This window comes from Nostoc sp. FACHB-133 (assembly GCF_014698055.1).
Taxonomy (GTDB): Bacteria; Cyanobacteriota; Cyanobacteriia; order Cyanobacteriales; family Nostocaceae; genus Nostoc.
In genome coordinates this window covers 1-13,560 of sequence record NZ_JACJSH010000035.1, presented here as the reverse complement: position 1 = coordinate 13,560, position 13,560 = coordinate 1, and the positions used below count along the sequence as shown (strand labels likewise).

Below are 13,560 nucleotides of genomic sequence, written 5' to 3'. Positions count from 1 at the left end.
TGCGAATCAGAAAATCAATGAGATTATCATTTTCTAAATATCCCATAGCAGGGTTAGTCAGTTTGACTTTGTTGGTTGTTAGCATTCCCTCCCCTTCTCTTTCTCTCTCTGAGTATGTCCCCTCAGAGCTAGCACAATCTAATGGAAAAACAGCCATAGACTGGCTAAACCAAGGTTTACAGGCAATTCAGGCGGGCAAAGTAAAAGATGCAATCGCAGCCTTTAAACAAGCAGCCAAGTTAGATCCAACATTAGCACCAGCGTACTATAATTTAGGGCTAGCGTACCGACAAACAGGACAATTACAACCCTCTGCAGACGCATTTTATCGAGCAACGCAAGCCGATCCGAAATTTGCTCCAGCTTTTGCTAATTTAGGTGGTGCGCTATTAGAAGGCAATAATTTACAGTTAGCTAACGATTATTTGCGCCGAGCGTTAGAACTCGATCCAAAATTAGGATTTGCCCACTATAATTTTGGGTTAGTAAGAGAGCAACAAGGAGATTGTGAGAAAGCTATCGCATCTTTTAAAAAAGCCATAGAATATAGCAAAAATGCACCGGAGCCTTCTTACCATATAGGTATGTGTTATCTTCAACAAGGCAAACTCGATCAAGCAAGGGATGCCTTTAATCAGGCAGTAAAAATTAATCCGAAATATCCAGAAGCTTACTACAATCTCGGTTCAATTTGGTTTCAGCAAAACAAGTTACAAGAAGCATTAGAGGCTTTTAGAAAATCAGCCGAAGCTAACTCTAACTATCCCAATGCTTATTATGGTGCAGGGTTAGTTTTTATGCAGTTACAGCAATATGGGGATGCAGTGCAAGTATTGCAATTTGCTAGAGATTTATATAATGCTCAGAAGAATCCTCAGTGGGCGAAAAATGCCGAGCAATTGTTGCAACAAGCACAAAATTTAAATTACAAACCTCGCTGAGGCGCGAAAGCTTAATATTGCATAACATAAAACTATTGGGTTGACTCGCTGGTGTTGTCTGAACTTGTCCCGATTGGAAAATGTACATGCAAAAGCGCCAGAAAAGTCGATTTTTATTTAGCGATCGCTGGCTTGATCGGCACTCAATTGTTCGCAACATGGAAGCCTTTCAAGACTTGATTGTGATTGTCTTGTGTTTAGGTTTATTCGCCGTCATGCTGATCCAATTGTGGGGGATAGCTATCGCCCTCATGCAGCCACTAGACTATAAACACGTGACTGCAAAAATACTATTTGTGTTAATTTTAGTCGAGTTATTTCGACTATTAATGGTCTACTTGCAAGAACATAGTATCTCTGTGGGAGTAGCGGTTGAGGTAACAATTGTATCCCTACTGCGAGAAATAGTAGTTCATGGAGCGCTGGAAATTTCTTGGGTTAATACACTTGCAATTTGTGGTTTGTTATTTGTTCTGGGTGGACTACTTGTAGTCTGTGCTAAAACTCCACACATGGATTGTATGAGCGCTAACACTAAGTTTTGTCCGGTTGTGTATAGAGGAGGTAGAGAACGGCAAAATGATTTGGAATTCCAGTATTCACGTCAATGTGATGAAAATAAACCGCTTGGCTAAATTCTAATGAAAATAGGGAGTGGGGAGATGAGGTAGAATTTTCTTCCTTGTCTGTCCTATTTCCTGATTTATCTATAGGACTACTATTTGATTTTTGAAAAAATTCAGTACAACTCAAAGAGGCTTATTGATTTTTACTTATTGCCTATTGCCTCACTAATTTAAAGGGTTCCATCAGTAAAGGAAAAACGAGATTGGATAAGACTGAGGTAATTGGAAAGCGATGTCTACGACGGTCACTGAGCGCAGCCGAAGTGCGGGCTACGCCTACGCACTGGATACTATAATCTACACTCGCAAGGTACTTTCGACGTATTGAAATATACTCTTTTTGGAAGATGAATCGCTCTTTAAGGGTGAGTATAAAGTTAATTAGAAATTCTAAAAGAGGATCAAGCAATGGCTAAAAATACAGATAACGGACAGTCTCAAACAGCGATTAGCGACTTGGAGTATGATTTTGTCACTGTGTTGCACAACAAAGCTGAAGCCGTTAAAGCTTACGATACCTACATCAAAGATGCAGAGCAAGTAGGTTCTCAGCCTTGTGTAGAGTTGTTCCAAAAATTGCGCCAATCTGATATTGAACACGCACAAGAGATTCGCCAACATCTACAACAAGTGCTGCAACACGGTAAAATGTAACCCAGGTTTTTAACTGCGTAGGCGTAGCCCATCGTAGACATCACTTCTACTTTAGTGAACCTAAATAGGACTTACGCAAAATTATATGCGGTAGGGGCAATTCATGAATTGCCCCTACAAGAAAATCAAGTTTGGGGTATTTTTTGCGTAAATCCTGCTAAATAAAAAAGAGGCGATGTCTACGACGGGCTACGCCTACGCACTTTACGTAAAAAACTTTATTAACTGATATATTGCACACTTCGCTTAAGAAATATATAGCACAGTGTTTCTTTCCAGAGATAAAGCGCAATACTCAGGCAAGCGCCCACTATCAGCCAGACTGATTCTGGGCTACTTGCTGTACTTGCGCCACCGTTAAATCAAGAGCCACCGCCACTTGTTCAACACTCAACCCCAATGCCAATAACCGGGGAATAGCTTCTAACTTAGCTTCCTGTTTACCTTCCTGTCTACCTTCTTGTCTACCTTCTTGTCTACCTTCTTGTCTACCTTCCTCCAAGCCATCTTGCTTGATAGATTGATACATTCTTGTTTTTTTGAATTCGTCGTCTATACCCAACATTTCTGCTAACTCCTCTCGGCTTAACCGGGTAAATTTGTACAACAGGATAGTCTCTATCAATTCTACAATTTGCTTCCTGGTTGCTTCATCCGCTAGTTGTTGCCTTGCTTGTAAAATCAATTCTCTACCTTTGTCAACGGCTGTCTCTTCTCTTTCGATAATTAATTTAACGATCGCAACTTGAAGTGAGTTCTCCGCCGTATCTAATTCATCTAGATAAATGCGTTGCACTTGTGAACTGTTTAGCAGCGATTGATACGGTAGTTGATCGTTCGGATCTAAACTTCGCTGTGGATAGATGACAACAGCACGCCAAAAATTGACTGATTCGTTTTGACGCAAGTAAAGAAAGATTTCGGCAAAGAAGCGTCTATAAAAAGTCAGGTCTAATTGAAACTGGACTTCAACAAAGTAGAGTGGTTGATTTGTGGTTTCACTTGTGGGCATGAATACCCCATCAATCCTAAAAGCCGTTTCTTTTAGTTCGACTGAAACAAATTGATATGCGTTGACGTTGATAGTATTATCGCCAATTATTGCAAAAAATATGCTAGGGAAAGATTGAAATAAGCTATAAAATATTTTGTCAGTTTGCACTTGGATTTAGTCAAGCGTAAATTGGATATTCAAAGTTTATCAAAAATCGTGTATGCACGTTTAATTACGCATTAAAAAAAGCAGATAGTAACAATCATCTGCTTTAATTCAAAAAACCATTATCTCATTTACTTAGATACCAACTGATTAACTGGAGCAATCCCAGCCAAATCTAAAATTGGTGCGATCGCATCTTCCCGCTTTACTGCCATCAGATGAACACCTTGACACAATTGCCGTGCTATCTGCACTTGTTCGGCTGCAATTTTTATCCCTTCCTCAAAAGGCTCTTTGGCTTTTGCCAATCTATCAATAATATGTTGGGGAATATTGACACCCGGAACACATCTATTAATAAACTGAGCATTTTTTGCCGATTTCAACAGAAAAATTCCTGCCAAAATCGGTTTTTTATAACCAGAGGCAATGGTATCCATAAACTTTTCTAGGCGTTCAAAATCGGTAATCAACTGACTTTGAAAAAATTGCGCTCCGGCTTCGATTTTTCGTTCAAATCGACTTTGTAAACCCGACCAACTTTTACATTGCGGATCTACTGCTGCACCAACAAATAAATCTAGCGCTCCATCAGTCAAGGGTTTTTCGTTGCAATCAACGCCTTGATTCATCTTTCGAATTAGTTGCAGCAGTCGCACCGCTTCTAAGTCAAACACTGCTTTGGCATCTGGATGATCGCCTGCTTTTACTGGGTCGCCAGTCAAAGCTAAAATATTACGGATACCTAAAGCATGAGCGCCCATTAAATCAGCTTGCAAAGCAATGCGGTTGCGATCGCGGCAAGCAACTTGACAAATTGGCTCTACACCATTTTGTGACAAAATCACCGACGCGAGTAACGAAGACATCCGTAACACTGCGCGGCTACCATCAGTAACATTGACAGCATGAACCCTTCCCTTAAGAGTCGCCGCCATTTGAATCATGTGCGCTGGATCTCCCCCTTTCGGGGGTGCTACCTCGGCGGTAACTAGAAATTCACCTGCTTGTACAGCTCTGCGAAAAGCTGTGTGGCTATGGGTGTGATACATAAAATTAAGAATTTCAATTTCTTAAATGGTATAGCAAATCACACCTAAAAGCGAAAACTTAGAGAGGAAGCGAGTAGCCTAAAGCAGCTTTTACTTGTGATAAAGTTTGATTTGCGATCGCTCTAGCTTTTTCCCCTCCATCCCGCAATACGGACTCCAAATAGCTTTTATCTGCCGTTACCGCTTGATATTTTTCTTGGATTGGTTTCAAGGACTCAATAATTGTGTCTGTCAACAATGGCTTGAATTGTCCCCAGCCCATATCCTGGCACTCAACTGCTACATCTTCCTTTCTCTTCCCAGAAAGCAATGTATACAGCGTCAACAAATTATTACACTCTGGACGTGCTGGATCGTCGAAAGTTAGCCCACGAATCGGATCGGTTTTACAACGCTTAATCTTGTATTGAATCTGTTCGGGTGAATCGAGCAAACTGATTCGGCTTAACTCTGAAGGATCGGACTTCGACATTTTGCGTGTACCATCCGCTAAACTCATCACCCTTGCCCCTTCCTTACGAATCAAAGGGTCTGGTAACTTTAGAACTGGCTGATCTGGTTTACCAAATTGGTGATTTAACCGAGCTGCAATATCCCTTGTCAATTCCAGGTGTTGCTTTTGGTCTTCACCCACTGGTACTTTATCCGCTTGGTAAAGCAAAATATCAGCCGCCATCAAGACTGGGTAATCCAACAAACCTGCACTCACATTTTCTCCCTGTTTAACAGCTTTTTCCTTAAACTGGATCATGTCTTGTAGCCAGTTTAGAGGTGTAATGCAGTTGAGCAACCAGGTGAGTTCACTGTGGGCTGAAACGTGAGATTGTACAAAGATAGTGGAGTGATTTAAATCAAGACCACAAGCTAGATAGAGAGCAGCAAGAGTGTAGGTATCAGCTGCCAACTGTTTGGGGTCGTGTGGTACTGTAATCGCGTGCAAATCAGCCACAAAGAGGTAATTTTCGTATTCACTCTGACCTTCTACCCAGTTGCGAATGGCTCCTAAGTAGTTACCTAGATGGTAATTGCCCGTTGGTTGAACTCCAGAAAGAACACGTTGCTTGCCCATAAATTTCAACTAAGTTATCTCAAATCTGCGCTAATAAAGTCGCTTCTCTACGAGACGCTGCGCGAATGCGCCTACGCAAAACTCATTTAATTTTGACATTTTCCAGGTCAACTCGCTGTTACGGGATTAGAGATTTTAACTCAAATCCCATTGCTATAGAAACTCTTCACTGGTTTTTTGCCACTGCTTGTGTTTGAAACTGCTTTTCATATGCCAAGCGAATTGTGCCAAGATATGCGTGTAAGTACTAACGCTGACAAGGGTGGGCGTTCTGCTGTCCGCAAGCTTGACTGCGGCGAAGGTGTGGTGCATTTTTATTTTGAAGCTTAAGGACGTTAGAAGACTAATGAAGCAGTACTCTCATCTCACGATTATTTCTTACATACTAGGCCCTACTTTGATCGTGGTGAGTCATTTAGGATCATTACTGATTATTGTTACTGGCTTATCGTGGGGTGCTGTTTTGTGGGCCGTGTTGTTATATGTAATACGAATGCTTGCAACTACTGGCATCTATCATAGGCTACTCACCCACAAGAGCTACCAGGCTCCAACCTCAGTTCTATGCGTTGGAAGCATCGTGGCTGCTTCAGCCGGGCAGATGGGGCCAAGTTGGTGGAAAGCTCACCACATGGAGCATCATCAATACTCAGATCAGGAAAAAGATCCTCATTCTCCCTATATGCCTTTCAAGGGGATCAAAGGATTCTGGTGGTCTCAAGCTGGATGGCTATTCTCCCCACAGTTTTTTCCCTCGAAACTTCCCACTGATGTTGAGAGTAATGTGGTTTTGAAGATTGTTGATCGTTTGCACTTCATTCCCACCTTTGCTCTTGGTGCGTTCTCATACTACATTGGTGGAGTTGAATATCTCGGCGCTTTTTTCCTCAGCACGACTGTCCTCTTCCACTGTGTCGCGACCGTCAATTCACTCAGCCACATACTGGGCGAGCAACCGTTCACAACCAATGATTACAGTCGGAACCATTGGCTCGTAGCATTTCTAACCTTGGGTGAAGGCTGGCATAATCTTCATCATGCATTCCAGGCATCAGCCCGGCATGGCATAACCGTGCGAGAAGGCCAGGTTGCCTATCTTCCAGACCCAACATTTTGGTTCATTAAAATCCTTGAGTTTTTGAAGCTAGCGTCAAAGGTTAGAGTGCCTTCTGAAGCAGAACTTATTGCTCGCGCTAGAAACCGCAACTTTCAAAACTCAGTGTTCAAGGCAAAAGCAAAGACATCCGTCTGATATTTTGGTTGACAGATAGCTCAGGAAAAAATTCTGTTCCTTGCCGTCTCAGTCAAGAATCTAAGGATTTAACTGGCTGAAGATGTTTTTGTGAAGAAAGCATGTTCAGCTAGTTAAATAAGGAAAGGCAGGATGTTCATCCCCTATGAGGGAAAACACTAGCTTTGTCCGGTTAAGCATGAACCATTAAAAATTGACCATTACCATTATATTCTCCATCACAACTAGCAAAATTTCGAATAAACCATATCAAATAAAACCTCCATATCCGGCGAAACTTGGCATAGTCCATGCCATAGTTTAATGTTTTTATTGTTGTCTGGTTGTCGTCAAAATTTTGTAACCAGTTAGCTAGTGTTTTAGAGTAATTAGAGCCATTGAGATACCATCTTTGAATTGTTTTGAGGTCTTCTTTATGGCTAGGAACTGCATCGTAATTCCAGTACCGACCGTGCGGAAAAATATATTTGTGGGTGTAAACGCTAGACATATTGTTAGGGATGCGGACTGTAATAATGTGAATTAAAACTTTGCCATCATCCTTCAAAAACGAAGCTAATTTTTTAAAGGCTGCTGTTAAGTTACCAACATGACAAAAAACACCAATCGAGAGAATTTTATCAAACTTCGTCTCGAAATTTGCATTATTCAAATCACCTTCATATAGGGTAAACCGATCTGAACTGAGATAACTCTCAGGATCTTGCATTTTGCGGCGTATATATTCGCATTGCTCATGGCTCAAATTAAGACCCGTAAATTTTACATTGGGGAACTTAGAAAGAATGTAATTAGGAACACATCCCCACCCGCACCCAAAGTCTAAGATATTATCTCCGTCCTTGATGTCTAGTTTTTCAATCACATCATCAATCATCTGCATCTGGGATTGCTCAAGGTTTAATGCTCCTTTTTCCCACAATCCCATGCTGTACTTAGGATAAATGAGTTTCCCGTCCCCCAACATAGTATTCAGCATGGCTTGAGGCAAGTCGTACTGAATTTTCATTAATTCCCGCGATCCTTCGGCGAGATGATCAGTTTCTTTTAATACCCATTCATACGGTGCTAGTAGGGATGGGAAATACTGAAAGAAAATTGGCATACAGGTATCGAAAAGCGATTCTAGAACGGAATCAGGAACTTCTAATCCGTTAATATAAGCTTCTGCTACTGCCATCTGGACTGTGTTAACTACCTCAACCGCCCCACGAGTTACTTGGTATGCAAATGGACTCTTAATATTTATATCTCCCACAATGGGGATATGCTTTTCTATTTCTTCCAGCAGGGTACTAGCTGTCATACTCATACTCCTAACAAGCATTTAAATAATGCTACATGAGTATAATAATTAGATTTTTTTAGCTTTTTAACACCAAAACGTAAGAAGTTGTAACATGCATTGAGGAATATTTATCTCCAACACACCTGATGCCACTTTAACTTAATAAAAGGTAAGCGTAGCAAAGGCAAACGTCCTATAACTTGGCATTAACTGCGTTTATTTCTCATAATTGTTTGACATCAGGGTGTTGTTCGCTCAACTCATTTCCGTTTCTAGTAGCAGTTGGTTGCGATCGCTCTTCTGATATATGTTGGGTTACGCTCCGCTCCACCCAACCTATTTTAAACAGAAATGGTATAAAGTCACCCATTCAGGTGAAGGCATACAGACATGTAACACCTATCATGAAGTAATATTAAGCAACTATAAAGCTAATTATGCGTCTAGTTGTTAGCTTATTAATCAAGATTTAATCCAAAAATTTTAACAACTCCCCATTCCTGTACTCGCCCTTTAACTACAGGCTACTCCCATAAAGCAAGATTAATTAGGCTGTTAGATATGGCTACGCACATAGAAATTCCTGTTATTGGCAAAGTTAAGTATCCATTTCGCTGGTTGATGGGGCTGATAACAGGGGGTGTTTTGGTTGTTGGTACGATCACAACCTACACCCTGATGAATCAAGGGAAAAAAGAAGATATTGCTCAATTAACTGTGCCAGTGGCAGCGAAAAACGTCACATTGAGAATTACAGCTAGCGGTAAAGTCGTACCAGTTCAGAGCGTAAATATTAGTCCGAAGAACCCCGGAGTCCTATCGCAATTATATGTACAACAAGGCGATCGCATTCAACAAGGGCAAATCCTCGCCCGTATGGATAGTGCCAGTATTGAGGCTCAAAGGAGTCAGTATCGTGCTAACTTAGCCCAAAGTCAAGCACAACTTGCCGAAGCCCGTGCTGGTAGTCGTCCTCAAGAGATCGCTCAAGCAAAAGCGCGGTTAGCACAAGCTCAAGCCCAGCTAGCCCAAGCTAGGGCTGGTAATCGTCCCCAAGAGATTGCTCAATCTCAATCCCAAGTAGATGCGGCTCAAGCAAAGGTAAATTACACCAGCGAACAGGTAAAGCGCTACCAATACCTATATAAAGAGGGAGCAGAGAAAAAACAATTACTCGATCAAGCCATCAGCGAAGATAAGAGTGCTAGAGCCAGTTTAGAAGAAGCTAAAAAACGATTGTCGTTAGTCCAAAGTGGGACTCGGACTGAGGAAATCGACCAACGTCAAGCAGCTGTTAATGAAGCACGGGCAGCATTGGTACTGTTAGAAGATGGTACTCGTTCTGAGGAAATTGCCCAGCGCCAAGCGGCTGTAGCCAGTGCTGAAGCTCAATTGAAGGGTGTGCAAGTGCAGTTGGAAGATACAATTATTCGCGCTCCACTTTCGGGAATTGTGACGCAAAAATATGCAGAACCAGGTGCTTTTGTGACACCCACAACTTCTGCTTCTACTAGTGCATCGGCAACTTCTAGTTCAATTGTCGCCGTAGCACGCGGTTTAGAAATATTAGCTCAAGTTCCCGAAGCTGATATTGGCAGAATTAAACCGGGACAGCAGGTGGAAATTGTGGCTGATGCTTATCCCGATCAAGTCTTTAAAGGTCATGTGCGCCTAATTGCTCCAGAAGCAGTGGTGGAACAAGGTGTGACATCCTTCCAGGTGCGGATTGCTCTTGATACTGGTACAGATAAACTGCGTTCTGGCTTAAATGTGGATCTGACTTTTTTAGGCGATCGCGTCAATAATGCCTTGGTGTTACCAACGGTGTCAATTGTCACCGAAAAGGGTCAAACTGGTGTACTTGTACCAGATGCAAAGAATAAACCCCAGTTCCGCGAAATTACAGTTGGGGCACAGATTCAAGACCAAACTCAGATATTAGGGGGAGTTAAAGAAGGCGATCGCGTTTTTGTTAATCCACCCAAAGACTACAAAATCGAGAAGGCGAAAGAAAAGAGTAATTCGTAATTATTAAAACATGAATTTTTTAGAAAGTGTTCAAATGGCGGGGAAAACCCTGCTGTCAAATAAGCTGCGTAGTGCCCTAACGATGTTAGGTATCGTTATTGGCAATGCCTCAGTAATTGCCATGATTGGTATTGGTGAAGGTGGGCAAAAGTACGTGAATAAACAGCTAGAGTCATTAGGGCCAAATGTGCTGTTTATACTGCCAGGTAATCAAGAAACTCAGCGTATCTCCTTTGAAGTGCCAAAAACTCTGGTGTTACAAGATGCCGAAGCGATCGCTTCTCAAGTACCGACAGTAGTAGGAGTTGCGCCAGAGTTAAACAGGAGACAGGTAGTTACATATAGCAACCGAAACACTGATGTCAATATCATTGGTACAACTCCCACCTTCTTATCAGTGCGGGATTTTGAAACTGCTAAAGGCAGATTTTTTGGTGAGGTAGACATTAAGCGAAATAACCAAGTCGTTGTCTTAGGTGGAGACTTGGCAGAAAAACTATTCGGTAATAGTAACGCTATTGGTCAGCAATTGCGAATTGGAAATACTAGCTTTCAAGTGATTGGGACATTAATAGCCAAAGGTTCCAGCGTCGGAGCAGATTATGATGATGCTGCGCTCATACCAATCACAACCTCAGCAAACCGACTTGTGGGAAAGAATTCTCCTTATGGTATTGCTTTAGATTATCTCGTTGCTGCCGCTCGTGATTCAGAGAGCGTGGATGCAGCAGAATTTCAAATTGGTAATTTGCTGCGTCTACGGCACAAAATTAATGGTGAAGATGACTTTACTATCCGCTCTCAAAAGGATGCTTTGCAAACTGTCGGTCAAATCACAGGTGCATTGACAATTATGCTAGCAGCGATCGCCGGGATATCATTATTTGTCGGCGGCATTGGCATTATGAATATTATGCTTGTCTCCGTCACCGAACGTACCCAAGAAATCGGATTGAGAAAAGCGATCGGGGCAACTGAGCAAGATATTTTGCTACAGTTCATTATTGAAGCAGTAATAGTTTCCGCAGCTGGTGGTTTAGTTGGGACTGCGGTTGGCATCAGTGGCATTCTATTAGTAGGAGCCTTAACTCCCTTAGAGGCAAGTCTTTCGCCTGTAGCAATTACTATGGCAGTTGGTGTCTCTGGTGGTATTGGTTTATTCTTTGGTGTTGTTCCTGCACGTCGCGCTGCTAAACTCGACCCAATTGTGGCTTTGAGAAGTGCTTAGTAATCGGGCGATACGCTTCCGCTACAGTGTACTAATGTAAAACTAATACATCGGGGCAAAAGTTTTGTGACACATCTTCTTGTACTTGATTTCTAATCATAGAAACAAATTTGTCAAGGTCGAATGGTTTAAGTAAATATTCTTCAAACTCCACATTTGGAATTAGGTCATGAGTACCTGTGGTAGATGTTGAAGTCACAATAATTGGGATGTGCTTTCCATTGTCTGCTTCCATAGCACTCAATGTATTTAGCAATGTATAAATACTTTCACCTAAAAACCTAATTTCACAGACAAGGATGTTGGGTGTGAACCAACTCAGGATTTCTAAAGCTTCTTTTACCGAGCCTGTAGTAATCACATTTGCGCTCTGATCTTCGAGTAAAAATGTGTACAAATCTCTACTATCGCGATCGTTGTCTACAACGAGTACTTCTACACCTTTGAGTATCCCATCTGTCAAGCAAAAGCCATTGATTAAATTCATAACAAGACCTGCCATTAAAGCTCTAAGTGCAAAGTGGGTTGAAAATGAGTAAGTAGAGATGCGAAATTGTACTGGGCAACTCTTAGAGACCCTATCGTGTCTCTAGTTGCTTCTGTCAAAAGGCGCATTCATTGGAAACGTTTCCGTAGCACTCTAAGTAAGCTACGCGCAGCTTCTGTCTCATGAGAAGAGTGGTTACACAGAAAAGTACCGAAAGAAGGATTTTTGCTAGAAATTAAATGAAAAACTTTCTGTAATATGGCAAAGTGTTGTTTGATTTACTAAATTAGTTGATTGACTACGACACAAAACGTAATGAATACTAATTTGGCAACTACCTATTTGCGTAATTAACCAAAAGGATTATTGCCATTCCCTGTCCTCAAGTTCCTTTTGAGGTAACAATAAGGTGGCTTCAATTTCCTGCCTGATAGCAGCAGTCACTTCACAATTGCTATGCAGACAATCGAGTAGTAACTTATTGGCATCGTAGTATCGTTGCAAAACTTGTTGTTGTTCGGTGCTAAACTGCCACTGGTGGTTAATGTTGCGATAATTAATAACCGTCATCTTTAATTGTTCAGCCCAGGCTGAATAGTTTGTCTGCCCCCATAGCCTAAGCCGTTCTTTATTTTGACGAGAACTTGGCAATTGATCAAAGAGTTGTTGCAGAGATTTATGAAGTCCAACATCCAGAACTATACCCAAAATGTTTGCGAGAGCATCTCCACAGGCGTGGATGTGGGCAAAGTCCCGGCTTCCATCAATTGCACATTCGAGCAGCAGGTCATCTAAAGCCGTATCCAGAAACATTCCCTGGTCGAGGCTACTGGCTAGGGCAAAGTGAGAAGCTATGTGAGGAGTCCGACTTAAGGCAAGGTAAAAGGCTCGAGTTGTCGCCTCTTTTGGTTGGCTGGGAATAGTACGAGATTTTTGGCTCGCCCAAGTCAAAAATTCTTGTAAATAAGGGTCTTGGCCAACCAGTGCATCAATCTGTTGCTTCATCAACTGTACTAAAGAGTCTGCACTTCTGAGCATGGTAGCTGTTAACAAGAAAATTTCGTGCCAGTTCGGGTCTGTAATGTGACTAACTAATCCTTCTAAAGCTTCTCCAAATGCCTCTAGATTATGGCTGGCAACGATTTTTCTTGCTGTGAAGTATTCCTGAAACGCCAGATAGGAGAAGGAAAAAATTCCCCGCGCCCGTTCTGCTAGTAGCCCATGTTGAGCCTCGATCGCTTTCAGTGCTGCTTCACTTTCTATTTGCAGTTCTTCGGCATCCATTGGCGTTTTGGTCAGATTCTGAATATAGTCACCAATGTATTGCTCAACGATGCGTTGCTCAAAAAAGTACTGACCTTGCTCAAATGTCGCTGCTGCAATCTGACTCAATAACTTGAGCTTTTGTGGTAACAAAAACCCTCGGTAAACTTCATCCCGTTCAATGCCTTTGGCTTCATCCCATTTGCCCAATAGAAGGTCTAAACCTTGCTTATAAAAGTCAGTCCGCTTAGTCGGAAATTTTTCTTGACCGTGAAACACCCAGCAAGCAAGATGCAGAAATAGGGGTGTAACTACAAGTTGGCGAAATTGCCAGTTTTCATCTAAGTCCAACTTCTCAATAAACTGAACGGACAGCGCTTGACCGTCTTGAATGTTGGTTTTGGTAAAGGCCACAAACCATTTTTGAGCAAAGGCGATGATTTGTTCTGAGGTAAACGGGGCAATCTCAACATCGGTAAAGCCTCGAAGTCTGAGTTTTTGAGATGCTGTTCG

The 13,560-nt window shown here is 41.9% G+C and carries 13 protein-coding genes; 6 read left to right on the top strand and 7 right to left on the bottom strand.

Going from position 1 to position 13,560, the window contains the following annotated elements:
• Nucleotides 1–17 precede the first annotated feature (17 nt).
• The 3 genes from H6G86_RS24325 to H6G86_RS24315 all read left to right on the top strand — a co-directional run bounded on the left by H6G86_RS24325 (nucleotide 18) and on the right by H6G86_RS24315 (nucleotide 2,221).
• A complete protein-coding gene (locus tag H6G86_RS24325; protein WP_190936481.1) occupies nucleotides 18–941 on the top strand; it encodes a tetratricopeptide repeat protein in 924 nt (307 codons plus the stop codon).
• 86 nt (nucleotides 942–1,027) lie between these two features.
• Nucleotides 1,028–1,576 carry a phosphate-starvation-inducible PsiE family protein gene (locus H6G86_RS24320; RefSeq protein ID WP_114082584.1) on the top strand — a complete coding sequence of 183 codons (549 nt, stop codon included), beginning with the start codon at nucleotides 1,028–1,030 and terminating at the stop codon, nucleotides 1,574–1,576.
• A gap of 399 nt (nucleotides 1,577–1,975) precedes the next feature.
• A complete protein-coding gene (locus H6G86_RS24315; protein WP_190936480.1) occupies nucleotides 1,976–2,221 on the top strand; it encodes a hypothetical protein in 246 nt (81 codons plus the stop codon).
• 313 nt (nucleotides 2,222–2,534) lie between these two features.
• Here H6G86_RS24315 and H6G86_RS24310 read toward each other — a convergent pair whose 3' ends face one another.
• From H6G86_RS24310 to trpS, 3 genes are all read right to left on the bottom strand, one after another.
• Nucleotides 2,535–3,383: an Rpn family recombination-promoting nuclease/putative transposase gene (locus H6G86_RS24310; RefSeq protein WP_190936479.1), complete on the bottom strand. Its 849-nt coding sequence runs from the start codon at nucleotides 3,381–3,383 to the stop codon at nucleotides 2,535–2,537.
• 128 nt (nucleotides 3,384–3,511) lie between these two features.
• Nucleotides 3,512–4,432 carry a methylenetetrahydrofolate reductase gene (locus H6G86_RS24305; protein ID WP_190936478.1) on the bottom strand — a complete coding sequence of 307 codons (921 nt, stop codon included), beginning with the start codon at nucleotides 4,430–4,432 and terminating at the stop codon, nucleotides 3,512–3,514.
• Nucleotides 4,433–4,490: 58 nt separating this feature from the next.
• Nucleotides 4,491–5,501 (bottom strand): tryptophan--tRNA ligase, encoded by a 1,011-nt coding sequence (gene trpS, locus H6G86_RS24300; RefSeq protein ID WP_012411359.1) that lies wholly within the window; start codon nucleotides 5,499–5,501, stop codon nucleotides 4,491–4,493.
• Nucleotides 5,502–5,847: 346 nt separating this feature from the next.
• On the opposite strand from trpS, the gene H6G86_RS24295 reads away from it, so the two are divergent.
• Entirely contained in the window at nucleotides 5,848–6,753 is a 906-nt protein-coding gene (locus tag H6G86_RS24295; protein WP_190936477.1) for an acyl-CoA desaturase, read from the top strand.
• Nucleotides 6,754–6,925: 172 nt separating this feature from the next.
• Here H6G86_RS24295 and H6G86_RS24290 read toward each other — a convergent pair whose 3' ends face one another.
• Together H6G86_RS24290 and H6G86_RS24285 are read right to left on the bottom strand one after the other, a co-directional pair.
• The gene (locus H6G86_RS24290) at nucleotides 6,926–8,059 is read right to left on the bottom strand and encodes an SAM-dependent methyltransferase (protein WP_190936476.1); all 1,134 of its coding nucleotides are present in this window, start codon (nucleotides 8,057–8,059) and stop codon (nucleotides 6,926–6,928) included.
• Nucleotides 8,060–8,264: 205 nt separating this feature from the next.
• A complete protein-coding gene (locus H6G86_RS24285) occupies nucleotides 8,265–8,411 on the bottom strand; it encodes a hypothetical protein (protein WP_190936475.1) in 147 nt (48 codons plus the stop codon).
• Between the two features lie 191 nt (nucleotides 8,412–8,602).
• Between H6G86_RS24285 and H6G86_RS24280 the strand changes: the two genes are divergently transcribed.
• Together H6G86_RS24280 and H6G86_RS24275 are read left to right on the top strand one after the other, a co-directional pair.
• Nucleotides 8,603–10,069 carry an efflux RND transporter periplasmic adaptor subunit gene (locus tag H6G86_RS24280; protein WP_190936474.1) on the top strand — a complete coding sequence of 489 codons (1,467 nt, stop codon included), beginning with the start codon at nucleotides 8,603–8,605 and terminating at the stop codon, nucleotides 10,067–10,069.
• Nucleotides 10,070–10,079: 10 nt separating this feature from the next.
• Nucleotides 10,080–11,297: an ABC transporter permease gene (locus H6G86_RS24275; RefSeq protein WP_190936473.1), complete on the top strand. Its 1,218-nt coding sequence runs from the start codon at nucleotides 10,080–10,082 to the stop codon at nucleotides 11,295–11,297.
• A gap of 31 nt (nucleotides 11,298–11,328) precedes the next feature.
• On the opposite strand, the gene H6G86_RS24270 is transcribed toward H6G86_RS24275, so the two are convergent.
• Both H6G86_RS24270 and H6G86_RS24265 read right to left on the bottom strand, forming a co-directional pair.
• A complete protein-coding gene (locus H6G86_RS24270; RefSeq protein WP_242064946.1) occupies nucleotides 11,329–11,784 on the bottom strand; it encodes a response regulator in 456 nt (151 codons plus the stop codon).
• Between the two features lie 363 nt (nucleotides 11,785–12,147).
• On the bottom strand, nucleotides 12,148–13,560 hold a 1,413-nt coding region (locus tag H6G86_RS24265; RefSeq protein ID WP_190936471.1), incomplete at its 5' end, for an NACHT domain-containing protein.